Here is a 26919-nt window from a genome sequence, read left to right on the forward strand (position 1 = left end):
TAAGTAATATAAAGATGTTTTTCACAAATGACTTATGCTGTTTGGATTAGGCAAAAAATTAACGCTACCTAAGCCTGAAGAAGCCTTACCAGGACGTGCTGAAAAAATGCCAGTTCCTGAACGCCACTATGTTAACGGCAATCCTTTGCAACCTCCGTATCCTGAAGGCATGGAAATTGCCATGTTTGGTATGGGCTGCTTCTGGGGGGCAGAGCGCAAATTCTGGCAGCAAGAGGGAGTTTTTGTCACAGCAGTAGGTTACGCAGGTGGCTTTACACCCAATCCTACTTATCAAGAAGTGTGTAGTGGAATGACAGGACACAACGAAGTTGTACGCGTTGTGTTTGACCCTAAAGTGGTAAGTTACGAGCAACTGTTGAAAATCTTTTGGGAAAACCACGATCCTACGCAAGGAATGCGTCAAGGCAATGATGTGGGTACGCAATACCGCTCTGGGATTTATGTTTACTCCGAAGCACAAAAAAAATTAGCCGAAGCGACAAAAGCCGCTTATCAACAAGCACTGAGTGCTGCGGGTTATAAGACGATTACAACAGAAATTTTGGAAGCTCCAGAGTTCTACTTTGCGGAAGGCTATCATCAACAGTATTTAGCAAAAAACCCTAATGGTTATTGCGGTTTAGGTGGAACAAACGTCGCTTGTCCTGTTGGAGTCAACGTTTAGTTTTGCATTCTTACGCGATCTAGCACGCAGTAATTGTAATAATAAATACATAAATCTTTCCCTCGTTAGCATTAGTCGTCTAGCGAGGACTTTTTGTATTCAAAACTAGTTGTCAGCAAAGCAATGTTAAAAGTGGCGAAAGTGGGTGAGAGCAACTCACAAAGCATCTTTACAAACATAGAGCGAATTGTAACTTTAACGGCTAGCAGCAGTTAAATCAGCTAATCGCGAATACGGAATTGGGTACGTCTTGAGTGACGCTAACCGCGTGCAGCAAGTTTTTGGAATCTACTACTGTATGAATGCGATCGTTGCAAAGAATTAAGGTACTCGTTGACAAGTATGGAATTAGTGTCCGCGCCGTGATATCGGCAAAAAACTTATCGAAGTGTTTGCGCGCGACAATTGGGCTGATATTCTGTTAAGTGATATTCAGATGCTCGAAATGGATGATTGTGTATTAATTCAGACACCGCGATCGCATTTACCGTCTGCGCAAGTAACTTGTATCACCTCTGACCCCTCCATTAGTCCCACAATCGCCGTCCTTCACGTCCATTAAGTCTGCTATGAGTATCGTAGAGTAAAGTCGGAATATCAAGCTGTTCTGGACAACGCGAAAGACAATCACCGCATTCGGTGCAACGATTTGCTTTCGTTCCAGGAAACCAGTGTCCGGCATTTTCAAACATTCCATAACGATATTTGCCGTATTCCGTCATGTCATAAGCTACCGCAAGATTGCGCAACCGTAGAACTTCGGGAATATTGATGTTTTCCGGACAAGGTAAACAAGCGTTGCATTGGCTACAGCGATCGCTTCCTAACGTATCTTTTTGAGTTGTTTCTAATCGTTGAAATACAGTAATTTCTTGCGGTGTTAAATTTTCTGTGCGATCGCTGACACTGAGTGGCACTGCAAGTTCTGTTGGGTTTGCGGCTCCGACACTCAGCGTTGTTATGCGCGGATCGCAAAGCAAGAAGCGATAAGTTAACTCTAATGGGGAGAAAGGTTGACACAACGCTTGTAACTTTGGCGGTGGCGTGTAAAGCAGTCCGCCTTTATCAGCAGGTGAGATAATAAAAACTCCCATGTCCTTTTGCGCGGCGAGGGCGATCGCTGCTGCATTACGCTGGGAAAAATAGTAATAATGCAGATTGACAAATTCAAATAAATCTGTTTCTATTGCTGCTAAGATAATTTCGAGTGGTGCATGGGTAGAAAAACCTACATGCCGAACTCTGCCATCTGCAACAGCTTGCTGAACTGCTTGCATACAGCCTGGCTGTTGGATTGTGTGGAGGTGCTCCCAAGTATTGATACCATGAATGGCTAGACAATCTAGATAATCTAAACCTAACCGCGCGAGCGATTCGTCAATCCATCGCTGCATACTATCCGCATCGGACGTTGGGGCGATTTTAGTGGTAATGTACAGCTGCGATCGCGGTTTTGGTAATCCGGCTTTAATTGCTGCCCCTAGATACTGCTCGCTTTTGCCATAACCTTTAGCAGTTTCTAAATGGTTTACACCTTGTAAGACTGCTTGATAAACCGTTTGCCGCGCATTTTCCTCTGAGGCTAGATAGCGCATTGTTCCCAAGGAGAACACAGACAAATTAAGATTAGTTTTCCCAAACCGGCGGTAGCGCATTTTAATAGGGATGAGGAGTGAGTGGCTAGTGGTTAGTGAAAGGGAAGTATCATTATAGTATTTCTCCCTTGCCCCTCTGCTCCCCTGCCCCTGAAGCCCCTCTGCTTTCTTCTAGCTTTCGCCTGTAAAGCCTCCTCCCTTGATTAAATCTTCAGGGCGGAGATTGGCAAGAAATTCGCGAAATGCTTGCTGTTCGGCTTCATCCGCATCGCGATCGACGGGAATCGAGGCATCAGCTACGACTTCTTCCATCACCCAGATCGGGCTATTGGTACGCAGCGCGATTGCGATCGCATCACTCGGACGAGCATCGATTTCTTTTCTAACTTCCCCTTGGCTAACAGTGAGTAGCGCATAGAAGGTACCGTCTTGGATAGCATTAATCACAATCCGTTCTAAAGTCATGCCCCACGCTTCCAAGATATTAGCGATTAAATCATGCGTTAGAGGACGCGGAGGCTTTTGATTTTCCAAAGCACCAATAATTGCCTTTGCCTGATCTTGGTTGATATAAATGGGTAAAGCACGTCGCTCTTGACCATCTTTCAAAAGCACGATTGGGCTGCGGTTTACGGCATCTATTGCAATGCCAGCGACTCTCATTTCAATCATTGGCGTAGCCTCTAGAATCCTTGGTCATAGCAGTCAGAAGGAAACACATAAATTTCTATATACTTCTATTTTTGGCTGTCACAGAACTAATTGCCCTTCTTACGCAGAAATTAGGTAGCAATACTCTGTAAGTCATTCCAGCATAGACAAATCAAAATGTACCTATCCCAAGTATGCCCTGATCTTGATGTAGATAGATTAAACTGACTGGGACAAGATATAAGTTAAATAAAAGTAAGAAAACACGCCTTCTCAGGTCAGGTCGTTCCTCCTCTTACTAAATACGTTCTCAAACTCAAAAAAGACACTTGCTGCATACTGCTTTTAACCGACGTTTTTTCTTTCAAATGCTATGTTTACAGGATTAATTCAAGCATTAGGAACTATGCGACCGCTAGGGGGCGATCGCTGGCAAATTAATTGTCATCACAGTAGTGACGCTATTCTACAGGATCTTGCCACAGGTGATAGCGTTGCGGTTGATGGCGTCTGTTTAACGGTTACAGAGGTATTACCGCAAGGGTTTGTTGCCACTGCATCGCCAGAAACCCTGCGACGCACAACTTTAGGACAACATCCCGATCGCTTTGTCAATCTCGAAGCCGCGTTAAGAGTTGGCAGTAAACTCGGCGGTCATTTTGTGATGGGTCACGTCGATGGTGTAGGTTACTTGCAAAGCGCTGAGCAAACAGCGACGTCGTGGGAAATGACCTTTAGTGCACCTGATGCGATCGCGCGTTACATTGTTCCGAAAGGAAGTATTGCCGTTAACGGTGTCAGCTTGACAATTGCCGATTGGCAGCCAGCGACTAATTTATTTAAAGTAGCAGTGATTCCACTGTCTTATGCTGAAACAAACTTACAGTATCTCCGCCCTGGTGATGGAGTTAATTTGGAAGGAGATATTTTAGGCAAATACGTCGAGAAGTTAATTCAAGCGGGAACTCACTATCAAGTTGCTGATGCGGTCGCTGATGCTGTGACACCTACTTTTTTAGTAGAAAACGGGTACTTGTAAATTGGGGAACGGGTAATAGGTAATGGGTAATAGATTCTTTTTACCAATTATCAACTTAGTTACTGTCTGCGGCACACTAGAGAAAATAAGCATTACTATCTAACTTATGCAGACGCTGGAAAAAACCCATCCCAAACTACAAGAATTAAAAACCCGTCTGAGTGAAATTAACGATATTGAGTCAGCCGCATCACTGCTTTACTGGGATCAAGCAACGTATATGCCCCCAGGAGGTGCAGCCGCGCGGGGACGCCAACTTGCAACGCTACGCCACATCGCGCATACAAAATTCACCGATCCAGCCATTGGACAACTTTTAGAAGATTTAAGTTCTTATGAAAGAAGTTTACCGCCTGATTCGGACGAAGCAAGCTTAATTCGCGTCACGCGCCGCGATTACGAACGTGCTGTTAAAATTCCTGCTGACTTTACCGCACGATTTTCACAGCATTCGACTGAAACGTATGAAGTGTGGGCAAAAGCGCGGAGTGCGAATGATTTTGCGGCGGTTCAACCGTATCTCGAAAAAACACTGGAACTGAGTCGAGAACTTGCCAATTTCTTTCCTGGTTATGAGCATATCGCCGATCCGTTGATTGCGGAAGCGGATTATGGCATGAAAGCAACTAGCGTTAGAGAACTATTTGCTGAATTACGCCAGCAACTTGTACCAATTGTGGAAGCGATTTCCGCACAGCCTGTGACAGATGCTTCGTGTTTGCATCAGCATTTTCCTGAAGCCGAACAAATCGCGTTTAGCTTGAAGGTAATTGAGAAACTCGGCTACGACTTTCAGCGAGGTCGACAAGATAAAACGTTGCATCCGTTTATGACAAAGTTCTCGACGGGTGACGTGCGGATTACGACGCGGATTCGCGAAAATGATTTGAATGAAGGGCTATTTAGTACAATTCATGAAACAGGTCATGCGTTGTACGAGCAAGGTGTGAATCGCGATTTTGAAGCAACGCCGTTAGCGGGTGGAACTTCTTCAGGCGTTCATGAAAGTCAATCGCGATTGTGGGAAAACATGGTGGGGCGCAGTCGTCCTTTTTGGAAGTTTTTCTATCCGCAATTGCAAGCGCAGTTTCCACAACAACTAGGTGATGTTTCTTTGGAGACGTTTTATCGGGCGATTAATAAAGTTGAGCGATCGCTGATTCGCACCGATGCGGATGAAGTTACTTACAACCTGCACGTAATGATTCGCTTCGACTTAGAGTTGCAACTTCTCGAAGGAACTTTAGCTGTCCGCGATTTGCCGCAAGCATGGAACGAGCGCTATCGTAGTGACTTGGGTATCGTACCACCAAACGACTCTAATGGTGTTTTACAAGATGTTCATTGGTATGGTGGCGCGATCGGGGGAATGTTTCAAGGTTATACACTTGGTAACTTGATGAGTGCGCAATTTTTTCAAGCCGCGTTACAAGCCCATCCCCACATTTCTACGGAAATTGAGCAAGGTAATTTTGATACATTACATAACTGGTTGAAAACAAATATCTATCAGCATGGACGTAAGTATACTGCTGCTGAGATTGTAGAACTAGCAACAGGAAAAGCTTTGAGTATTGAGCCATTTATCAGTTACATCCAGCAAAAATTCGGCGAACTGTACTCTTTGTAACAAGTAGCTCTGCACGAGTTATATTACAGTAGAATCTAGGCGAGACGCGCAAATGTCTCGTCTATTTTTTCATTGAGTGATTACTGAAAAGGTACAAGAATAAAGGTAAATTATTTTACCAATTAGTAGCAGCATGGCTAAAATATATTCAGTTTCTGAAACGAAATCTTGCTGAGATATAAGTTGGCGAAACATTTGTACTAATAAAAAGTCACTTTGAATAGTGATGTTGTAGAACCACAGGCGATCGCAATATTTTTGATTTGAAATGAGTTATCGGCTGAAAATTCTGCCGTTTAGTTGCTATAAAGGTAATGTTTTAATGTAGGGAGTGCTCATGTCGGAGTTAATCCAGGCTGTCATTAATAGTGAAGAGAAAAGCGATCTACGCTCGTTTGTTAGTGAAATTCGTCATCAGGAAAAGCGTTATTTATTGCGTAATGATATCTTGAGTGCTTACGCAGATTATTGTGATAAGCATCAAAAATCAGAAGATTTTATTCAGTCCTCTAATTTAAGTAAATTGATCTACTATACACAGGAAATATTACAAGAAGATGGCAACCTGTGTTTAATTATTCGTCCCAAAATTGCCAGTCAAGAAGTTTATCGATTGACTGAGGATCTCAATGCTGAAGAATTGAGCGTGCAAGAGCTTTTAGATGTACGCGATCGCTTCGTAAACCGCTATCATCCTAACGAAGGTGATATCTTAGAACTAGATTTTCAGCCGTTTTACGATTACTCTCCTGCGATTCGCGATCCCAAAAATATTGGTAAAGGCGTTCAATACCTTAACCGCTATCTATCAAGCAAACTCTTCCAAGATCCAAGACAGTGGTTAGAAAGTTTATTTAACTTTCTCCGCTTGCATCAATACGAAGGTAGCCAGCTGCTAATTAACGGACAAATTCAATCGCAGCAACAACTTTCAGACCAAATTAAAAAAGCGCTAGCCTACGTCAGTAAATTAGATAGCGACGAACCCTACGAACAGTTTCGCTACGCACTGCAAGCGATGGGTTTTGAACCTGGTTGGGGAAATACTGCGGGTCGAGTCGCCGAAACGTTAGAAATTCTTGATGAACTCATCGATTCTCCAGACCACCAAACATTGGAAGCATTTATTTCGCGGATTCCAATGGTGTTTAAAATTGTATTAGTGTCCGCGCACGGTTGGTTTGGTCAAGAAGGAGTTTTAGGAAGACCTGATACAGGCGGTCAAGTTGTGTATGTCCTTGACCAAGCAAGAAGTTTAGAAAAACAATTACAAGAAGATACGACCCTTGCAGGCTTAGATGTCCTCAACGTTCAACCTAAAGTTATTATCCTCACGCGGTTGATTCCTAATAGTGATGGGACTCTGTGTAACCAACGCCTAGAAAAAGTTCACGGGACAGAAAATGCGTGGATTTTGCGCGTACCGTTGCGAGAATTTAATCCTAAAGTAACGCAAAATTGGATTTCGCGCTTTGAATTTTGGCCTTATTTAGAAACGTTTGCGATTGATTCGGAAAAAGAACTGCGTTCTGAGTTGCGCGGCAATCCCGATTTGATTATTGGTAATTATACTGATGGCAATCTGGTGGCATTTTTACTTGCGCGACGGATGAAGGTGACGCAGTGTAATATTGCTCACGCGTTGGAAAAGTCGAAGTACTTATTTAGTAACTTATACTGGCAAGATCTAGAAGATAAATACCATTTCTCCTTGCAATTCACTGCTGATTTAATTGCGATGAACGCAGCGAATTTTATCATCAGCAGCACATATCAAGAAATTGTTGGGACACCTGATAGTGTAGGACAGTACGAGTCGTACAAGTGCTTTACGATGCCAGAGTTGTATCACGTTGTCAGTGGTATTGAGTTATTCAGCCCTAAATTCAACGTTGTACCGCCTGGGGTGAATGAGACATACTATTTCCCGTATTCGCGGTGGGAAGATCGTGTCGAAAGCGATCGCGCCCGCCTAGAAGAAATGCTGTTTACCCAAGAAGATTCGAGTCAAATCTTTGGTAAACTTGACGACCCAAGCAAGCGCCCAATTTTTTCGATGGCGCGTCTTGACCGCATTAAAAACTTGACGGGTTTAGCAGAATGTTTTGGTAAAAGCCCAGAACTACAAGAACATTGTAATTTAATCTTAGTTGCAGGTAAATTACGCGTCGAAGAGTCCAGCGACAACGAAGAACGCGACGAAATTGAGAAGCTTTACCGCATTATTGACCAATACAATTTATATGGTAAGTTTCGCTGGTTAGGGGTACGCCTTTCTAAAACTGACTCCGGTGAAATTTATCGCGTCATTGCCGATCGCCAAGGTATTTTTGTGCAACCAGCATTATTCGAGGCGTTTGGTTTAACGATTCTCGAAGCGATGATTTCCGGATTACCAACATTTGCGACGCAGTTTGGCGGTCCCCTCGAAATTATTAACGACAAAGTGAATGGCTTCTACATTAATCCGACACACTTAGAAGAAACCGCCGAGAAAATTCTCGATTTCGTTACCAAATGCGAACAAAATCCCAACTATTGGTACGAGATTTCTACGCGGGCGATGGATCGCGTTTACAGCACCTATACGTGGAAGATCCACACGACAAGGCTACTATCTTTGGCGCGAATCTACGGTTTTTGGAACTTTATTTCCAAGGAAAACCGCGAGGATTTGTTACGCTACATTGAGGCAATATTTTATCTGATTTACAAGCCGAGAGCGAAACAGTTGTTAGAGCAACACATGCATCGTTAGAGAGTAACTAATGGCTAGTAGTTAGTGAAGGAGTGGGAGAGTGGGAACGTTGTGAAGTAGGTGAGTTGTCTGAGATTGAGAAATTTAATTGCTATTCTCTCATATGCAATCATCCTACTACTCAACTACCCGCCTACCCGCCTAACCTCTGAGCCTCTTGTCTCTAGCCGATACCGTCGATGATTGGGTGGAAGTAGAAAGCAAGTCCTAGTACTGCGTAGGTAGCGAGCAGTAACGTCCCTTCTAGCCAATTGGAACGACCATCGGAACTTATCGAATTGGCAATAAGTACTGAGACAGCAACGGCGACGAGTTCAAAAGGATTGAAATCTAAATCCATCGGTTGACCAAGTAACCAACCAACTAACACTAGAACTGGGGCGACAAATAGCGCGATTTGTAGACTCGATCCCACAGCAACAGAAAGCGAAAGATCCATCTTGTTTTTCATCGCTACGGTAACTGCGGTAGCATGTTCAGCGGCGTTACCAATAATTGGAACCAAAATGACTCCGGTAAAAAGTGCTGTTAATCCTAGTTGTGAGGTGGCGACTTCGAGGGAATCAACTAAAAATTCTGACTCAATGGCAACTAACACGGTTGCGGTGAATAACACTCCAATCCACAGCCAGAGATTAGGCTTTGTGGTGTGTGCTTCTGCTTCGGTTTCTGCGACACCTACATCATACAGATACGAATGAGTTTTCATCGAGAACAGTAACGTGAGTGCGTAGACCAACACCAACACTACAGCAACGGCGATTGAAAGGTTTTGGATTGTAGCTTCGGTAATACCGCTTGAGGTAATATCAACTGTAGTCGGGACTAAAATTGCAATGACAGCTAAGTTCATTGAGGCAGCATTGACTCGCGCCACAACAGGTTGAAATTCTTGTTCTTTGTGGCGCAAGCCTCCAAGTAACATAGAAAGCCCCATCACTAAAAGCAAGTTGCCAATGATCGAACCTGTAATACTTGCTTTGACAACATCAACAAGACCTGATTTCAGCGCAATTAACGCAATAATAAGTTCAGTAGCGTTTCCAAAGGTTGCATTAAGTAATCCTCCGAGAATTGGTCCTACTACGACAGCAATTTCTTCAGTAGCAGTCCCCATCCACGCCGCTAATGGTAAAATTGCAAGTCCGGCTGTGATAAAAACTGCTAACTCACCCCACTCTAAAAAATGGGCAGCAAAAGAAATAGGGACAAATAGCAGTAGGACTGAGAATAGAATATTTTTAACTGACATTTTCTACTTTGAGCAAGGGTAATCGTTGCAATCAATGCTTGATTGCTGCAACTCGACTCTAGGATACTCGCTTTTTCCAGAGGTCAAGGAGCGGGGATCGGAGTTTAGAAAACTATCAGGAATTTTCGATAGGGTTGCTGTGTTAAGTTTTTATGTCAGTTGTAACTAAAAGTGAAGCTTTATTTAACAAATCAAAGTCTGATTGTCAAAACATTAAGATAGTCTTAAATTCAGTCGATTTATAGAGTTTAATGGCGATTGTAGAGGTTTGTTGCGGATTTAGACCTCTGGAGTGAGGCAACGCTCTCGTCGAGGTTAATAAAATACGATGATGACTGAAAAGACACTGATCTACCGCAACCAGTGCCCAGGCTCTAACTAGATCTTTTTACCCTAAATGCTGACTTGAGTATCGAGTTCGGCTGTGATGGCATCAGGTACAGCATTAGGCTCCCTTCATATTGAATTTGGATAGTATTATTATGATTGCTTCTTCTCAAACGGCTGGGGATCAAAGCGTTCAAGCAGGTGCTACGCGAAATCCTCTTCAGACAGCAACTGGTGTTTACGTTACGGTTCACGGTCATTTCTATCAACCACCACGCGAAAATCCTTATCTTGATGCAATTGAGCGCCAGCCGAGTGCAACACCTTTTCACGACTGGAATGAACGCATTCACTACGAATGTTATCGCCCAAATGCGTTTGCCAGAGTGTTAAACGATCGCGGTGAGATCGTGGGGATCGTTAATAATTACGAGTATTTGAGCTTTAATATTGGTCCAACGCTGATGTCGTGGTTAGAACGCTACGATGTTGAAGTTTATCAACGAATTTTAGAAGCTGACCGCAAAAGTTGCGATCGCCTCAACGGTCATGGTAATGCGATCGCGCAGGTGTACAACCACATCATTATGCCGCTTGCCAATGAGAGAGACAAATATACGCAAATTCGTTGGGGTAAAGCAGACTTTCGTTCGCGGTTTGGACGCGATCCCGAAGGAATGTGGTTAGCGGAAACAGCAGTAGACTACGCAACCTTAGAAGCATTAGTCGCAGAAGGCATCAAGTTTATTATTCTTGCACCATCCCAAGCCCAGCGTTGTCGAGCGATCCCCACCGAAGATCAACCTGTGACGCAATGGCATGAAGTTGGTGGAAGTCAGATCGATCCCACACGCCCGTATCGTTGTTATCTGAAGAAAAGCGAAGAAATTACGCCGGATACTCCTTATATTGATATCTTTTTCTACGATGGTCCGATCTCGCGCGATATGGGATTTAGCGACGTGCTATTTAATGCGCAGCACCTTGCAGGGCGAATTGGTTCAGCAGTACGCGGGGATCGCCGCCCTGCGCAGTTAATTTCGGTGGCGACGGATGGCGAAACATTTGGTCATCACAAAGGTGGAACCGAGAAAACTTTAGCGTATGCGTTTACAGAGGAGTTTCCCCGTCGCGGATGGACAGTCACGAATTTTGCACATTACCTCAGTTTAAACCCACCGACGTGGGAAGTTGAACTCAAGCCTGTTACTGCGTGGAGTTGCGCGCATGGTGTCGATCGCTGGCAAGATGATTGTGGCTGTGGTGGTGAAGGTGGTGTTTGGCATCAAAAATGGCGTCGTCCTTTGCGTCAAGCTTTAGATTGGTTGCGAGATCAGTTAATTAAGGTGTATGAGGAAGCTGGTAGACAGTTTTTCCGCGATCCCTGGGGTGCAAGAGATGAGTATATTCAAGTCATCCGCGATCGCTCTCCAGCAAATATCAATCGTTTTCTGTGTCGCCATCAAACACGGAAATTGAGTGCAGCAGAACAAATCGACGCTCTACGTTTATTAGAAATGCAGCGTCACGCTTTGTTGATGTATACAAGTTGCGGTTGGTTTTTTGAAGAGATTTCCCGCCCAGAAGGAACGCAAATTTTACGCTATGCGGCGCGGGCGTTGGAATTAGCTGGAGATGTCACAGGCGTACAACTAGAAAAAGCATTTATTAAGCGGCTGACGCAAGCACCGAGTAACGTTGACTTTTTTAAACATGGTGGTGAAGTTTATCGACATTTAGTCGTTTCTGCTCAAATTAGTTTTCTGCAAGTCGCCGCACAGTACGCAATTACTTCGTTGTTCAACAACCATAAACTAGAACGCAGTCAAAATAATGGCTTCGTACCTGCTTGCAGTGTTCGCTATTCTTCACAACAGCACGTCTATTGCTACACCGCTCAACAATTAGATTACCAGTTGCAACGCATGGGGGCGTTGACGCTAGCTGTAGGACAGCTACGGTTGACTTCAGAAATTACTTGGGAAAGCGAACATTTAGTGTTTGCGGTGTTGCATTTGGGAGGCTGGGATTTTCATTGCTGCATTCAGCCTTTTAATGGACGTCGTGCTTATAGCCAGATGAAAGATAAATTGTTTGAAGCGTTGCAACAAGCAAGTGCAGCGCAGACAATTTTAGCAATGACGCAGATGTTCGGGGATCAGTCGTTTAATTTACAACATCTGTTTGCAGAAGAACGTCACAGAATTATGCGCTTGTTGAGTCAGGAAACGCTGACGCGGTTGGATCAGTTGTATACGCAAGTTTACCGCGATAATTACGGCGTAGTGATGGCATTTCATCGCGATGAATTAGCAGTACCGCAAGAATTACAAGTCGCAGCAGAAATTGCCTTGGGAAATCGCTGTTTAAATACACTGCGATCGCTGTCTGATGTGAGTGGAGTACAAGAAAGTAGTAATTATTTACTTGAACTGCAAGCGATCGCAACAGAAGCACAGCATTTACGCTGTCGGTTAAATATTCCTGAAGGTAAGCAAATTTTAGAGCAGTTGATCGTGCGATCGCTTTGGCAATTACTGTATGACACGAATCCTGCCACAGTTGAAGTAGAGGTTCAATACTTAGAACGTTTGATTGATATCGCCTATCAGTTACAACTGGGTTGGTCTTTAGAACGCGCGCAAGAGTTGTATTTTAGCTGTTTACACAGTCAAATTCTACCTTTGTGCGAATCTAAGCAAGCTCAATTTGATTACTTGCGTCCATTACTCCAGTTAGGACAAAAGTTAGGAGTCGATGTCAGTGCTTGGTTACATCAACTTTAATCTTGTTGCAAGCAGCAGGGAGACTTGTATTAGTCTCCTTTTAGTTTTTTGTTAGGCATTTTTGGCGCGATCGCTGTGACAATAATAAGGATATAGCCACTCACATTTCACAATGCCGTTGGTATACTTCTCGATAACAGTTCCAGCGTGAACTTCGGGAATAATATCAATACCTGCTTTTGATTTCATTTCATATAGCCACGGAAAGGCTGCTACAAGTAACGCAATAACAATTGCAATGTGTAGAAGCGTTTGCAGGTAATTTTTCATAGATCGTTGAGTTTTAATCTAATTACTGGTTTGGCGTGTCAGTTCGTTTTATGGGCGACCACCATATTAATAGAAAAGAAGCATTACTTTGTATACTTAGTAACTAAGTCAGCGATCGCCCCCGAAAATAATCAAGACTGAAGAAGGTTTTCTAAAGCACCAAGAACAATTCCTGATTCGGTAAATCGCGCTCAATATTTGCAAATTTATATCAAAGCCGAGCGCCAATCTACAGGAAGAGTTATAGTTCCGGTCTTGGGGAATAAGCAATCTTTAACAATCGTAAATAACCAGTCTCGCAAAATCATGCGGATATTTGAAACACAGTATGTTTCCCTTGGTGCTTTTGCTGGAGGACTGATAATTTTTACTCTTAAGGAACTATGGGAACCTTAGTGTTTGTAGCTTGGAAAAAGGCTTTCTTTTCAAACCCAAAAGTGTTTGCAACTAAGATATTAGGAAAACTTTGAATTTGTTGATTATAAGCTTGCACTGCTTGGTTATATCGCATTCTTTCGACAGCTAATCGATTTTCTGTACCTGTGAGTTCGTATTGAAGATTGATAAATAATTGACTTGATTGCAATTGAGGATTGACAGTAGCATAATTGCGGAAACGATCGATAGCTTGATTCACTTGTACTGTGGCAGCAACTTTTTCTTCAGGAGTCGTCGCTTGTAAATACGATTGACGCGATCGCACTAATAAATTAACTAGTTCTTGTTCCTGTCTAGCATAGGCTTGAGTAACATTGACAAGATTAGGAATCAAATCAGCACGACGCTGAAGTTGATTTTCGACTTGTGCCCAAGCGGCTTCGACTCTAGAATGACTGCTAGAAATAGAGTTATAAGTCCAGATACTCCAAACACCCAAGGTAGCTACTACCCCAGCGCCAACAATAAGTAATTTTTGACGCAGATGGGCTAAATGCTGTTGTTGGTGTTGCTGTTGTTTGCGCTTTGTTTGGACGTCTAGAATGGCTTGTTGAATGAATTCAGCAGGAATGTCAACTTCTTTGCCTGCGGCGACCAACTCTGAAGCAGAATAACTTTGAGTGTAATTAGAATAATTGCGCGCAGCTAACTCTAGCACTTCTGGGGCAATATCTTCAGGGATTCTTTTATCTTGATTGCTCATAAGCTTTTACCAACTCCCACCAGCACCGCCACCACCAGAACTACCACCACCAAAGTTATTATCGCTACTACTATAACTATCCGAACTACTAGAAGAAGGCGGTAAGGGAGGAATTATCTCCTCATACTGGTAACGGTAAGAACAACAGTGACACTGATCGGTAATGAGTTGTCTTCCAGAACTATATTCAGTTGGAGATTGAATGGTTCGCTGTTGACGAGTAACAGTTAATTCTTGACAGTGAGGACATTGCTGAAATCGAGAGGAACGAGATTCTTGGGCAACAAGGTGAAATTTATCGCCAGTTTGCTTTTGAGTGCAACTGAGACATTGCCAACCCTCAAACTTAACACTTCCTAATTTTTGTGCTGTAACCGCTGGTTGACTCAAATAGAATTGAATTCTTTGTTTGTCTACTTTTGCCATCGGTTGTTGGCAATTAGCACATAAAAAAGTATAGTTGCCTTGACTTTTACGGGTGTATCCTTCTGGTGCGAGCGAGATTTTACGCGGACGACTGGCGTAAATAGCACTTCCTACGACTACAGCTAATACCCCACCTCCAGCTAAAACTATCAATATTCCACTATCTGTGTTATGCGGAGATATTTGCGTATTCGGATATACTACTTGATTTTCAGATATTGATTGCTCGGAGTTAAGAACCGCGATTAATGCTTGAGTTCCTGCAAGTGTACCGCCTGCAAAATCTCCTTGTTTGAAACGAGGAATAATTTGAGTATCAATAATATTGCCGACTTTAGCATCTGGTAATATTGCTTCTACACCATAACCTGTCTCAATTTCGACGCGGCGATCGCCTACAGAAATCAAAAACAATACGCCATTATCTTGTCCTTGCTTGCCAATTCCCCAATAATTGAATAATTCTGTAGCAAATGTTTTTGGTGATGTAGCAGGGCTTGTTTCTGGTACGGTCACTACCGCCATTTCCGTACCTTTTTCTACCTCTAATTCAGAAATCATCTGGTTAATTTGGGCTTCAGTCTCGTCGTTCAGAATTCCTGCCATATCAGTTACCCAACCACCATATTCTTTGCGGGGATTTGGCACTTCTTGTACAGTAACAGCCCAACCAGCAAGAGGAAAGAGATTGACACAGAAGATACTCGCCAAAAAAATACGTTTCGGTTGAAGTAGATTAAACTTCATGGCTTTCGCCCCTCATCAATATGGTCTGGGGTTTACTTTAATGATAGTTGTGTTACTACAGTGCCCTGCTTTTAAAGGCGGAGAACACGCGGGAAATTAGAGATTATAGTGGCGCTGATATCGGGAATCGAGATGATGCGTTTCGCGCTGGTTGCAGTAACGACAGAGAGTTTGTAAGTTACTAATATCGTTTACGAGCAAGAGGAAGGATGCGATCAATGGTGAGTGTCTCTATTGCAGTTTTATCACAGCTTTAACATAGAGGCGATCGCGTTCAAATACATACCTCATTAGCCCTCGCGGAATCAGAATAGCATTTTAGGCATAAAGTTTACTATTGCCCATTTTTAGGCATCATTTGCCGAATATCATCGAGAGGTGAGTTATCACTAATAACTGGCAATTCATTATTATTTTTCACCTCAAGTTCTTCTGGACAAAATTCTAGAGTAATTCTTACTTTTCCCCGTTGCCAACTTTTAGCACCTGGCTTTAATACCTTACATTCTATTCCTTCTCCAAACCAGTTAGCTTTTTCTTCTGTCCAAGTTGAGCCTATTTTGTCTTTGAGCATCGGCATCATAGCTGAAATAAACTCATGAATTGTAAAAGTTCGGTTACTTACAAAAATTTGGTTAGAGTACACAGATACAACATCTTCACGTTCTAAATTATTAAACTCAGAGTTCATCTTTATTTTTCCTAATATTTCTTAGTTAACCTGGTTTATCTTTTGCCGAATATCATCAAGTGATTGTTCTTTGTGATTGGTTCGTGTATGATTTTTTCCGGTGTTTCTTCTAGTTCTACTTCATCAGGACAAAATTCTAAAACTACCTTAATTCTTAATCTTCCTTTCTGCCAACCTTTAGCACCAGGAACAAGTATTTCGCATTCTTTACCATTCTCAATCCACTCATGACTATCTTTGATTAATGGTATCTGTCCTCTTCCCCAACCCTTTAGCTTGTTGTTTAACTCTTGCAGCCCTATATTGCGAAATATGTAACTTGAGAATAAAGCAAGTTCACCAACTTTAAATATTGATGTAGAGAAGGAAACAACAGTGTCTTTATGTAAAAAATCAGCATCGAGAATTTTAAACTTATTACTCATGGTTTCTCACGCTTTCTCATTCATATCAATTTAACTATCAATCAAAAAAACAATTTAGCTATACATAAAATTATCTTCTATCACTTTGATTCCATTGAGTTTAGAATCAGCAAAATTTAAAGACGTAGTATCATAAATAATTACAGGTAACGAATGCTCGTGTAAATGCATTGCTTGCAAACAACTATTTATTCCAGTAACAACTTGATTGTAGTTGGCGATTTTATCTTGCAATTCTCTTAGAAGTCGCTCATTTCTGCTAATTTTTTCTTTTACTTCCTGCTCTAGTGTTTGCTCTAAATAAGCACGGGCTTGAGTGTATTGCTGTAGAATGTCATTAGCTTGTTGATTAACTACTGGTAATAACAGCGTTTTTAGAGTTTGATTAATTGTTTGGCGGAAGTTTCTGCGAATTGTGGCAGAAACCTTGGGTTCACAGTCTAATTTTAATAATTGGCGAATTGCAGGTTCGGCTTCTACCATGCTTTCGCAGTCATAACCTTGCGATGTTTGCTGTAGTGTTTGACGGAAGTGGTAGATTGAAAAAGTGCCTTCGTCATAAAATCTGGGGCTTTCGCCCACAAAGCGATCGCATTCAACTCTTGCAGCACTAATTAAAGCTTGTTTGACATCTTTTTCTAATAGTTTTAATTGCTGTTCAATACCACTATCGTTACCGAGAAGTCGATATAGATTGCGATAATAGTCAGACTTACGTACTCGTTCAATTAAACGTTGAAACAAACTAGTAATAACTTCTTGACACGAAGCAACTAAAACATCTTCAAGCTGATTGGCTAAGTAATATAACGCCTCGACTAAAATGGCAATTAAGGGTGCAGTTGCATTGCGAGGATGACTCAATGTAGCGCGACTATACGCATCACTTACCGAAAATGTATCGAGTAATTCGTCTAAACGGCGAATCATTCGCGCTTGAAGTTTGCGAAAATCTTCTTCAAAAGCTGTACAAGCATTCGTCACTATTGCATTAACTTCAGCTTCGATATGTGTTAGATACTCCTTACTAATTTGTTGTAGTTGTTGACTCAGAAGTTCAAGTTCCCGCGCTTTCATGGCGTCAATTTCACGCGGTTGACTATCTAATTCGCGTTGTGCATCCATATAATGTTTCCGCAGACTGATGCACAATGGTTGTAAATCGTTGGCTAAAGTGGCAAATAACTGCGGGCGTTTCTCTTCGGTAAGATACTTAGTAATCGCACTGCGAAATTCTTCAATACCACTATCGGCAATTAACTGATCGATTAATGGCGTTCCTTGTTCTGCTAAAATTCGGACATAGTTTTCATTAGGTGTTTCGTAATTATGAACTGAAACTCGAAACGTACTTGCTGTTAATTTACCAGAAGTAGAACAGTAGCGATTAAATTCGTGAACAAACTGTGGTGTTTCCTCTTTTGTGTCGATACCTTTGACACTCTCAGCAAAGATAGAATCTAAACCAAAGCGATCGCTGCTACTGGTATGCTTGATCTGACTGCCATAAAAGCCAAGTAACCCACTCGTTTTATAAACGCGGCTGGTATCTTGAAACTGCGAGATAACTAGATCGTCCAACCGTTGCCGTAGTTGCGTATTCTACCAAGTTTCATCAATGCGATTGAAGACATAAAAAACGCGATCGCGGATTCCTGAATTACCCCGCATCGTCTCTAGCAACTCAGTTTCTTCCTTCGTCATATCGCCAGCAGCAGCGGGTTTGAGTACGCAGACAACCGCAGAAGTATCAGGATGTTCGATCTTGCGATACGTCAATTCCGCATCTTTTTGTACCGGCGCATCAATTCCTGGGGTATCTATAAGAATATTGCCATCTTGCAAGAGTGGATGATGACAGTAGTACTCGACACGCTTTAAAACCGCACTATTACTACCACGACGCGCATAACTTGCAGCTTCCTTGAGGTTTGAAAAATTAAACTGCTCCATCGAATACGTAGTATGATTCGTACTGTGGATGCGATCGCGATTTTCCTCAAAACCTTTTAGCAGCAAAATCAACGCCTTTGCTTGCTTAGCGCGTTCGGATTTACTCTCGCCACCTTCCTGTTGAATAATCAGTTCGCATCCTTGACGCAGCAAATTAATGACTTCTGGTTGATTTATTCTCACCTGCGTAGTTAAGCCTAACCGCTGACACAACGCCTCAGCTTGTGCGCTAATTTCCGCTTCGCTTAAAAAAGTCAGAATAACTTTCTCTGCTTCAGGTTCAGCATAAGCAATATAGCACTCAGTTCCCGTAGCGTGTCCTTCAGCACTATAAAGCAGTTCCCGTTCTAACAGCGCATTAATCAACATTGATTTACCAGCGCTAAACGCCCCAGCAAACACAATCTCAAACGTTGGTGAAACAACTTTACGAAGCGAAGACTGTACCGAAGATGTATCTTGAGTACGCAGCGTAGGTTCTTGATGCAACAATTGCAAGAGACTCTCAACCTGCGCTGACAAATTCTCACACTGCGGAAACTGAGACATATAACTTAGTAGGTAAATACTTAAAAATAAACGTAATATTGAAATTAGTAATTGGTCATTGGTAATTGCGGAAAATATCTTTCCTAGTCACCGATTACCTGAAATAAACAAGCGTGACTTTTTTCGCTCACTACTCAGAATAAAAACTTTATTACGTTCATTTTATAAATCTCAATTAAAAATTACGTTAGTAAAATCACTGAAAAGAAATTTATTCACAGTTGACAAAATTAAGTAAAAACCGATGGAAGTACTAGCTTTAAGACTAAAACCCGAAACAGATTTACGCCAAAGTTTAAAAAACATTACTCTTCAAAAAAACATTAAAGCAGGTTTTATTTTGAGCGCAATAGGTAGCCTCAGACAAGCAACGATTCGCTTCGCAGATCGAGACAAAAGTACTGTATTAACTGATAAATTTGAAATACTTTCTCTCAATGGTACACTAACCACAAACGGTATTCATCTCCATATTTGTATATCAGACAAACATGGTAAAACCATCGGCGGACATTTAGACAACGGTTGTATCGTCTACACCACCGCAGAAATCGTTATCGGAACCACAAAAGACTTCACCTTTACGCGCACTCTCGATCCTCAAACAGGCTACAACGAACTAGAAATCCTCCCCCATCAATAAACTCTCCGTAACCTGTTGCTCTACGTCTCTACGGTTCGCATTCTCCAACTTATACCTAATCCCTAACCGTTGCAACATCTCAACATTCAAATTCTCAACCTTCCCTACCTCTGTGTTTTGAAACAACACCGTAAACGCCCCCGCCCCCAATCTACTTTGCGGAAACAACCGATAACAAGGAATATCAGAAAGACGAGATTGATACTCTACTAACGCAGGAATCTCCACTGCTTGAAACTGCGGAAACTTACTTAAAAACCACTCACACACTTGCTCATTTTCTTCAATCGAATACGTACAAGTCATATAAGTTAAATAGCCTTGTGGTGCTACTAACTGTGCTGAATTAGCAATAATTCGCTTTTGACGATTCGCATTTTTATTAATTGTAGTAGGATGAAAGCATCCTGGTGCTTTCCCACCTTTTGCTAACAAAGATTGACCTGTACAAGGAGCATCAACAATAACTAATTGAGTTGAATTGGAAAGAACTTTTGCTAAAGAGTTTGAATCTTTATTTAAAACTATTGAAGAATGAATTTGACACCGCTTCAAATTAGAAATGAGCATTCCCACACGTTTACTAATCGTTTCATTACAAACAAGTAATTTCGGTTGTAGTGCCTGCCAAGCAAAAATACTTTTACCACCTGGTGCAGCACACATATCAAGCACAGTATCTATGGGCGATCGCACTGCCAATAAACTCATCGCCGCAAAGACGGAGGAAAAGTCTAAACAGTAATAATAACCTTCATTATGTAAAGAATGCTGACCTGGTTTTTCACCAAAAGATAAACGATCGATAAAATCTGGTTGCCAGGAGATTGATGATTCTACCTTAAAAGGCGATCGCTTTTCTCGACACCAAAGAATACAAGGATGAAACGGTTGAGGATGAATTAGCGCATCAACAAATTTTTCTTGTTCTATTGCATCATCAAACAAGCGATGACTTAATTTTAATAATAAATTTGAAGGTTTGTCCATCATTATAATCTTAAAATAAGTATGTAGATACTGCCTAGGCACCTTGCCTGTGCATATGTTGTAGATACCACAGATAAAACTGTCACATCCCAAGTCTCTAGCTTTCAATACTCGCTTCACAATATATATATTGAATAATAAGTATCATTAAAACAGCAGGCACTGAGCTTATCAACAAATGCTATCAAATATTACTTGCGGAGAACTGCAAACTGAAAATGAAGTAAATAATAACTTACTCACTTTTTTATTATCTATTACTAGAATCTAAACTTTTATAAAAGTAGGAGGCTGACGTGACTTCAGATAAGTTTCGTCACCAGTTACGCCATGAAGCCCAAATATGGCAAGCTGAGGGACTCATTAATGAATTGCAGTACGAACAGCTAGCACAACGCTATCAATTTAACACGCTTGATAGCACTGCTCGTAATAGTTTTGTCGCAATTTTAGTTGGTTTAGGTAGTATTCTAATCGGTTTAGGAGTGATTACCTTTGTTGCTGCTAATTGGCAAGAATTACCGCGTGTTGGGAAGGTAACGCTGCTATTAAGTTTATTTATCGCCGTTAATGTTGCGGGTTTCTGGTTGTGGAAACACCCCAAAGAATCGCGACAACGTCTAGGACATGGCTTACTACTTTTGGGGGCGCTGATTCTAGGTGCAAACATGGGATTGATGGGGCAAATGTTTCATATTGATGCGCCATTTTACGAATTAATGTTTGCTTGGGGTATTGGCGTGTTAGCAATGGCATACAGCTTACGGCTAACTTCGTTGGGCATTTTGTCAACTATCTTACTATGGTTAGGATACTGGGGATATTGGGGAAGCGCGATCGCCCAAAGTTGGTCAACGACTGCAATGACAGAAGTAACATGGTCGTTGCTGATGGGGCAGCATATGCCACTATTATCGGTAGTGTTATTTATCCCATTGGCTTATTGGTGTCGTTCTGGCTGGATTTTTGCACTAGGTGCGATCGCCGTTGTCACATCCTTAGAAGCAAACCTTCAAACTTTCATTTGGGGAAAATTTCAAAGCGGTTGGGTAGCAAGTATCGCGTTTGCACTACCAGCAGCGTTGTTGTGGAGTTACGATGATTCACCGCTGGTGCATGGTAATTTTCTTAGATTATACAGACACAGCGATCGCCATCTCCAATTCGGTTCGTTTCAAGCGATCGCGCGCAACTTAGCCTTAGTTACGCTAGGTGTCTTATTCCTCTTTGCTGCGACAACGGCTTTTTGGGACACTTTAGCGCAACCTAACGAGTATACCCCATCAGGACAAAACTACTTGCTGCTAATCGATGCAGTCATCTTAACTGGTGTTGCTATTTGGCAATGGGCGATCGTTCTTTCCCAGAGTCGTCGCCGTCGTCAACAATTTACCACTTATGCTGTTGGTATCTGTATTTGCATAATTGCGTTAGTCACGATTTGGCATATCGAAATCACTAATATCTCGCGATTCGCTGCATTTATCTTCAATATCATGTTATTCCTCTTGGCAGCAGAGTTAATTCGTACAGGATTAGCCAAAGGAGGAAGACGCGCCTTTTGGGGAGGAATGCTGTTATTGAGCTTGCGAATTTTCTACGTATTTTTACTCTCTGCAACCGGACTACTTTTTAAATCGTTAGTTTTCATTTTATGTGGCATTGGTGTCATGGTTGTAGGGCTATGGTTTGAACGCCACATCCGCATTCACCATCCAACAAAATCGTAACTTTAAAAGGATTCACTATGACATCTCGCGTTAAAACAACACCTGAAGCAATAAAGCCGCAACGACTTGCTCAAATTCCATTTTGGCGACTTTGGCTGCCGCTGCTATTTCAAACAGGTATCATTTTAGCTGCACCAGCGCAGCCGTTTTATACGCAACTTACCGGAAAAACGGCAATTCTGCAAACTGTCCCTGTCGATCCTTACGATCCACTGCGGGGTTACTCGCAAACACTCAGTTATGACATTTCTCGGATTGACAACTTGCAGCAACTTCCAGGTTGGCAAGAGTTAATGCAACAAAACACTAGCGAATCTTCAGTTCGCGATGTACCCGTAGGAACAAATCTTTATGTTACCCTCGAAGCGCCTACATCGAGTTCTATACCACCAAGCGCGTGGAAACCTGTACGCGTCAGTCGCGACCGCCCACGAAACCTCGCTGCAAATCAAGTTGCTATCAAAGGAAAATTCACTGGTAACTCAATTACGTACGGCTTAGAAACATATTATATGCCTGAAGCCCAACGCGATGAAATTAATCAAAGCATTGCACAAGCCCAACGCGATCAACAGCACTTTGTCGTCGAAGTTAAAGTAGATAACCAAGGTCGTGCAGTACCAATTAGTCTTTGGGTAGACCGACGTAATTATCGCTTTTAGCGTTAATTTGCTGGAGTTATCAGAACTAGAAAAACAAATTATTGTTCATTCTTGGTTGTTTCTCACCGAGATGATCCTAGAACCGACAAGTCAGGGAGGAAGTCATACAACATACTTCGTTCGCACGCCAACAAATCAATTTGTTCTAAAAATCTACTTTGCGACAACAGCAAATTCTCAAACTGAATACGAACACTCGTTATTCTTGTTTTTGCAACAAGCGAATTTATCGTTTGCGATTCCAACCCCAGTTTTGACGTCATCGGGTGAGACTCTAATTCAGCTCGAAACCCGACAGCGAGTTACTTTCTCAATCTTCTCAGTGGTATATAATCTCTTAGCTTGCGCAGCTGGGCTTTGTCATTGTAGTCGCGGGTTTATTCCTCTACGCGATAGCCTAACTCTGATAAGCGAAAACGCGATTGTCGCCACTTGGGTTGCACTTTCACAAATAATTCAAGGTAGACTTTACCTGCAATTAACTTTTGCATTTGTTCTCGCGCCGCCGAACCGATCGCTTTTAGCATCGTACCGCCTTTGCCGATTAAAATGCCTTTTTGCGAGTCGCGTTCCACATGAATCGTCGCCAAGACGCGCGTAATTGCTGTATCTTCCTCAACGCGGTCAATTGTGACAGCTACCGAGTGGGGAACTTCTTCGCGTGTCAGCAGCAGAATTTGTTCGCGAATTAATTCGCCCATGATAAACCTTTCAGGTTGATCGGTGACTAAATCGGGTGGATAGTAGTATGGTCCTGGTTCTAAGTGCGCGATCAGCAGTTGTTGTAGCGCGTCTAACCCTTCACCTGTCAGTGCAGAAAACTTGACAATTTGCCATTGATGAGGTGCGGCTAACTCTTCATACGTACGATCGAGTTGCTGCGCATCAGCTTGTCGATCGATTTTATTAATCCCTAAAATCACAGGGTTTTCTGTGCGACTAAGAAGATCGACAATAAAGCGATCGCCGCCGCCTGCGGGTTGCGATCCATCGACGACAAATAAAATGACATCCACTGCATCAATTGCAATCTTGGCATTGCGGACTAAAACTTCGCCAAGCTGGTGGTGTGGCTTGTGAATTCCTGGCGTATCGACAAAAATGAGTTGCGCTTCTGGTGTGGTTAAAATTCCCTGCAACCGATTTCGCGTGGTTTGCGCTACAGGTGAAGTAATCGCAATTTTTTGCCCTACGAGTTGATTCATCAATGTAGACTTACCTACATTCGGACGACCAATAATACCAATAAATCCTGATTTGTACCCGCTAGGTGCTTGCGGAATACTCCACCCTTCAGAAAAGCTAAAACTATCAATATCGCTCACTTTCGCAGTCATCCCACATTACAACACAAAAATAAAAGCAATTTGCTAAGTAGATGGGCAAAATTAAATATCACGCGTATTGGCATTGGGTAACGAGTAATAGGGAGTGTGGGAGGAAACAATTACCGATTACCAATTACCAGTTACCAGCCCTTAATATTGTTTATCTTTACCCAATTACTGACAACTAGCCGTTAGCCACTTACTCCTCGCGTACCCATTTGCAAGTTTTAATTTAGTTTCTTTACCAAAAATCACAAATAATAAAATCCTGCAGTAATTTATAAAAAGTGTCTACCTAATCTAGTTTAATCATCTTCTAAAGAGGACTTTTAGCTTAAGTCAAAATGGGAGAACACAAACGCATTGGTATTCTTACCAGTGGCGGTGATTGCGCTGGATTAAATGCTGTAATTCGGGCAGTGGTAAATCGCGCGGTAGGTACTTACGGTTGGGAAGTATTGGGGATTCGCCAAGCTACGTTGGGGTTGATGCAGCATCCTCCGAAGTACATCGCTTTAGACATCGAGAAGGTCAATTCTTTGCTGACTGCTGGCGGTACAGTTTTAGGTACAACCAATAAAGGCAATCCGTTTGCTTACCCAATGGCAGATGGTAGCGTATGCGATCGCTCTGAAGAAATTATCGCAGGTTATCGCCAACTTGGCTTAGATGCATTAATTGGTATCGGTGGCGATGGTAGTTTAGCAATTTTGCGTCGTCTTGCCCAGCAGGGGGGAATTAACTTAGTTGCCATTCCCAAAACAATTGATAACGATGTCGGAGTGACTGAACTTTCGATTGGTTTTGAAACTGCGGTAAGTATTGCAACCGAAGCCCTGGATCGATTGCATTTTACTGCTGCAAGTCACAGCCGCGTCATGATTTTGGAAGTCATGGGGCGCGATGCGGGACACATTGCCATTAGCGCCGGAATTGCTGGTGGTGCCGATATTATCCTGATTCCTGAAATTCCCTATACGCTTGACCGAGTTTGCCGTAATATCAAAGAACGTCAAGAACAAGGAAAAAACTACTGTTTAATCGTCGTTTCTGAAGCTGTACGCAATGAAACTGGTGATTCTGTTGTCAGTACTGACCGCTTCGGTGAATGCAGATATGGCGGTATTGGTCAATATTTAGCAGACGAAATCTGCCATCGCATTGGCGCTGAAACTCGCGTTACCGTTTTAGGACATATTCAGCGCGGCGGAACTCCTTCACCGTTAGAGAGACTCATCGCTTCTGCGTTTGGTGTTGCTGCCGTTGATTTGATTGCCGAACAAAAGTACGATCAAATGGTAACATGGCAAAATCGTCGAGTTGTAAGCGTCCCAATTGCCGATGCGATCGCCCAATACCGCGCGGTTGACCCGCATGGTACTCTCGTCAAAACTGCCAGAGGATTAAATATCTGTTTAGGCGATTAAATACCCTGTGGGATAGGTATCTTGCTTGTCCTGAAAAATTACATCACTGCTAATACGTATTCGCCTTCATTTACTGCATAATTAGTAGAAACATCATAAACTAAACCATCTTTTTCTGCACAAATATCAATAACACAAGGCATTTCCCCAATTTTATTAAACGTCAGAATTTGATACAGCCTTTCTCCTGCTTTAACCGTGCTACCTAGTGGAACTCGCGCTTGCACCATACCACCAACAGGAGCATAATATTTCGTTATTTGACTTTTTAACGTAAAAGTCATTTCGCGCGCGATCGCTTTTGTATTAGCAATAGCTAACATGCCTTTGTGTATTAAATAATTCTTCACTCCGGCAACGCCTTTTTCTACCGACTGCGGTTGCATTTGCATTCCTGAACCAAGTTCTAATGTCCAAGCTTCTATATCAAAAAGAATTTCTCGCCCTAGCTGCTGAAAAGTATTTTCTAAGGCTAACCAGGGTTTGATAAAAGCTTCATCAAAAGCATCGCCGTCATAATCGTCAAGTAAAATTCCATAGTCAAGTAAAAAGTATTGCGCACTGAGTTCGCGGCGAGGAAAATAGTAAAAATAATTGAGACCTTGGTCGCTAGAAGTGTGGATATCGATTAAGTAATCGGCATCAATACTTAGTGATTGTAATCGGTAGCGAAAAAGTTCGGTAAACGGTACGCTACTAGACGAATGAATTTTTTCAGCAAGTGTGGCAAAGCAGTTGATAATTTTATTTAAATAGTTTATTCTAATAGTATCTCTGTCTAAATTGATTTGCGCTTGAGCAAATTCTTTTAAATTTTCTTGGCTTTTTTCATAATCCCAAAAAATGCGATTCCAATCTTTGCCTTCGTAAACAGAATAGCGCCCAGAAGCAAAATGATGCGATCGCTGATTAACTCCTAGGGGATTGCATACTGGTACCAGCCAAACTTCACCAGTCAACTCAGTATTTTGTAAAGTTTGAAAAAACTCAATAAGCTGGTGAATGACGGCATTACCAGCAATTTCCGCACCGTGTAAATTTGCTTGGATATATGCTTTTTTACCAGATTTAGCACCAACGAATCGATAAACTTGCAGCGACAAGCGATCGCCCGAAGCTAATTGGATGAGAGGAATTGTGTAGACACTAGGAATCATAGCAGAACCGTGAACTATATCATAAAAAATAGATATTTAATAAAAATTAAATCTAAC

21 protein-coding genes and 1 pseudogene are annotated in these 26919 nt (G+C 42.2%); 9 read left to right on the forward strand and 13 right to left on the reverse strand.

Annotated features, from left to right (window positions below; all coding sequences use genetic code 11):
- Window positions 1-34 precede the first annotated feature (34 nt).
- Window positions 35-685, forward strand: a complete 651-nt coding sequence (gene msrA / locus B1A85_RS05790) for a peptide-methionine (S)-S-oxide reductase MsrA (RefSeq protein ID WP_104545928.1) — start codon at window positions 35-37, stop codon at window positions 683-685.
- A gap of 527 nt (window positions 686-1212) precedes the next feature.
- On the opposite strand, the gene B1A85_RS05795 is transcribed toward msrA, so the two are convergent.
- A complete protein-coding gene (locus tag B1A85_RS05795; protein ID WP_104545929.1) occupies window positions 1213-2340 on the reverse strand; it encodes an aldo/keto reductase in 1128 nt (375 codons plus the stop codon).
- Window positions 2341-2451: 111 nt separating this feature from the next.
- A complete protein-coding gene (locus B1A85_RS05800) occupies window positions 2452-2952 on the reverse strand; it encodes a bifunctional nuclease family protein (RefSeq protein ID WP_104545930.1) in 501 nt (166 codons plus the stop codon).
- A 352-nt stretch (window positions 2953-3304) separates the two neighbouring features.
- Here B1A85_RS05800 and B1A85_RS05805 point away from each other — a divergent pair, with 352 nt between their 5' ends.
- From B1A85_RS05805 to B1A85_RS05815, 3 genes are all read left to right on the forward strand, one after another.
- Window positions 3305-3970, forward strand: a complete 666-nt coding sequence (locus B1A85_RS05805; RefSeq protein ID WP_104545931.1) for a riboflavin synthase — start codon at window positions 3305-3307, stop codon at window positions 3968-3970.
- 106 nt (window positions 3971-4076) lie between these two features.
- Window positions 4077-5600, forward strand: a complete 1524-nt coding sequence (locus B1A85_RS05810; RefSeq protein WP_104545932.1) for a carboxypeptidase M32 — start codon at window positions 4077-4079, stop codon at window positions 5598-5600.
- Window positions 5601-5937: 337 nt separating this feature from the next.
- A complete protein-coding gene (locus tag B1A85_RS05815; protein WP_104545933.1) occupies window positions 5938-8358 on the forward strand; it encodes a sucrose synthase in 2421 nt (806 codons plus the stop codon).
- A 163-nt stretch (window positions 8359-8521) separates the two neighbouring features.
- On the opposite strand, the gene cax is transcribed toward B1A85_RS05815, so the two are convergent.
- Window positions 8522-9610, reverse strand: coding sequence for a calcium/proton exchanger (gene cax, locus B1A85_RS05820; RefSeq protein ID WP_104545934.1), 1089 nt, complete (start codon window positions 9608-9610; stop codon window positions 8522-8524).
- 482 nt (window positions 9611-10092) lie between these two features.
- Here cax and B1A85_RS05825 point away from each other — a divergent pair, with 482 nt between their 5' ends.
- Window positions 10093-12723 (forward strand): DUF3536 domain-containing protein, encoded by a 2631-nt coding sequence (locus tag B1A85_RS05825; RefSeq protein WP_104545935.1) that lies wholly within the window; start codon window positions 10093-10095, stop codon window positions 12721-12723.
- Between the two features lie 51 nt (window positions 12724-12774).
- On the opposite strand, the gene B1A85_RS05830 is transcribed toward B1A85_RS05825, so the two are convergent.
- The 7 genes and pseudogenes from B1A85_RS05830 to B1A85_RS25960 form a co-directional block, all read right to left on the reverse strand.
- A complete protein-coding gene (locus B1A85_RS05830) occupies window positions 12775-12993 on the reverse strand; it encodes a hypothetical protein (protein ID WP_104545936.1) in 219 nt (72 codons plus the stop codon).
- A gap of 373 nt (window positions 12994-13366) precedes the next feature.
- Window positions 13367-14134 carry a LemA family protein gene (locus B1A85_RS05835; protein ID WP_104545937.1) on the reverse strand — a complete coding sequence of 256 codons (768 nt, stop codon included), beginning with the start codon at window positions 14132-14134 and terminating at the stop codon, window positions 13367-13369.
- 6 nt (window positions 14135-14140) lie between these two features.
- Window positions 14141-15307, reverse strand: coding sequence for a YgcG family protein (locus B1A85_RS05840; protein ID WP_104545938.1), 1167 nt, complete (start codon window positions 15305-15307; stop codon window positions 14141-14143).
- 96 nt (window positions 15308-15403) lie between these two features.
- Window positions 15404-15526, reverse strand: coding sequence for an HNH endonuclease (locus B1A85_RS25955; protein ID WP_210404191.1), 123 nt, complete (start codon window positions 15524-15526; stop codon window positions 15404-15406).
- 115 nt (window positions 15527-15641) lie between these two features.
- Window positions 15642-15998 carry a KGK domain-containing protein gene (locus tag B1A85_RS05850; protein WP_104545939.1) on the reverse strand — a complete coding sequence of 119 codons (357 nt, stop codon included), beginning with the start codon at window positions 15996-15998 and terminating at the stop codon, window positions 15642-15644.
- A gap of 35 nt (window positions 15999-16033) precedes the next feature.
- A complete protein-coding gene (locus tag B1A85_RS05855) occupies window positions 16034-16423 on the reverse strand; it encodes a KGK domain-containing protein (RefSeq protein ID WP_104545940.1) in 390 nt (129 codons plus the stop codon).
- 54 nt (window positions 16424-16477) lie between these two features.
- Window positions 16478-18925, reverse strand: a pseudogene (locus tag B1A85_RS25960) (dynamin family protein).
- Window positions 18926-19169: 244 nt separating this feature from the next.
- Between B1A85_RS25960 and B1A85_RS05865 the strand changes: the two are divergent.
- Window positions 19170-19568: a PPC domain-containing DNA-binding protein gene (locus tag B1A85_RS05865; protein WP_104545941.1), complete on the forward strand. Its 399-nt coding sequence runs from the start codon at window positions 19170-19172 to the stop codon at window positions 19566-19568.
- On the opposite strand, the gene B1A85_RS05870 is transcribed toward B1A85_RS05865, so the two are convergent.
- Entirely contained in the window at window positions 19545-20558 is a 1014-nt protein-coding gene (locus B1A85_RS05870; RefSeq protein ID WP_104545942.1) for an RsmB/NOP family class I SAM-dependent RNA methyltransferase, read from the reverse strand. The two genes, B1A85_RS05865 and B1A85_RS05870, sit on opposite strands and share 24 nt — an antisense overlap.
- A 296-nt stretch (window positions 20559-20854) precedes the next feature.
- Here B1A85_RS05870 and B1A85_RS05875 point away from each other — a divergent pair, with 296 nt between their 5' ends.
- Window positions 20855-22288 (forward strand): DUF2157 domain-containing protein, encoded by a 1434-nt coding sequence (locus B1A85_RS05875; protein WP_104545943.1) that lies wholly within the window; start codon window positions 20855-20857, stop codon window positions 22286-22288.
- Between the two features lie 17 nt (window positions 22289-22305).
- On the forward strand, window positions 22306-22950 hold the full coding sequence (locus tag B1A85_RS05880; protein WP_104545944.1) for a GDYXXLXY domain-containing protein: 645 nt from the start codon (window positions 22306-22308) through the stop codon (window positions 22948-22950).
- A 377-nt stretch (window positions 22951-23327) separates the two neighbouring features.
- On the opposite strand, the gene era is transcribed toward B1A85_RS05880, so the two are convergent.
- Window positions 23328-24287: a GTPase Era gene (gene era / locus B1A85_RS05885; RefSeq protein WP_104545945.1), complete on the reverse strand. Its 960-nt coding sequence runs from the start codon at window positions 24285-24287 to the stop codon at window positions 23328-23330.
- 335 nt (window positions 24288-24622) lie between these two features.
- Between era and B1A85_RS05890 the strand changes: the two genes are divergently transcribed.
- On the forward strand, window positions 24623-25705 hold the full coding sequence (locus tag B1A85_RS05890) for an ATP-dependent 6-phosphofructokinase (protein WP_104545946.1): 1083 nt from the start codon (window positions 24623-24625) through the stop codon (window positions 25703-25705).
- Between the two features lie 38 nt (window positions 25706-25743).
- On the opposite strand, the gene B1A85_RS05895 is transcribed toward B1A85_RS05890, so the two are convergent.
- The gene (locus B1A85_RS05895; RefSeq protein WP_104545947.1) at window positions 25744-26862 is read right to left on the reverse strand and encodes a succinylglutamate desuccinylase/aspartoacylase family protein; all 1119 of its coding nucleotides are present in this window, start codon (window positions 26860-26862) and stop codon (window positions 25744-25746) included.
- Window positions 26863-26919 lie beyond the last annotated feature (57 nt).

Origin of the sequence: Chroococcidiopsis sp. TS-821 (genome assembly GCF_002939305.1) — a bacterium.
Classification (GTDB): domain Bacteria; phylum Cyanobacteriota; class Cyanobacteriia; order Cyanobacteriales; family Chroococcidiopsidaceae; genus Chroogloeocystis.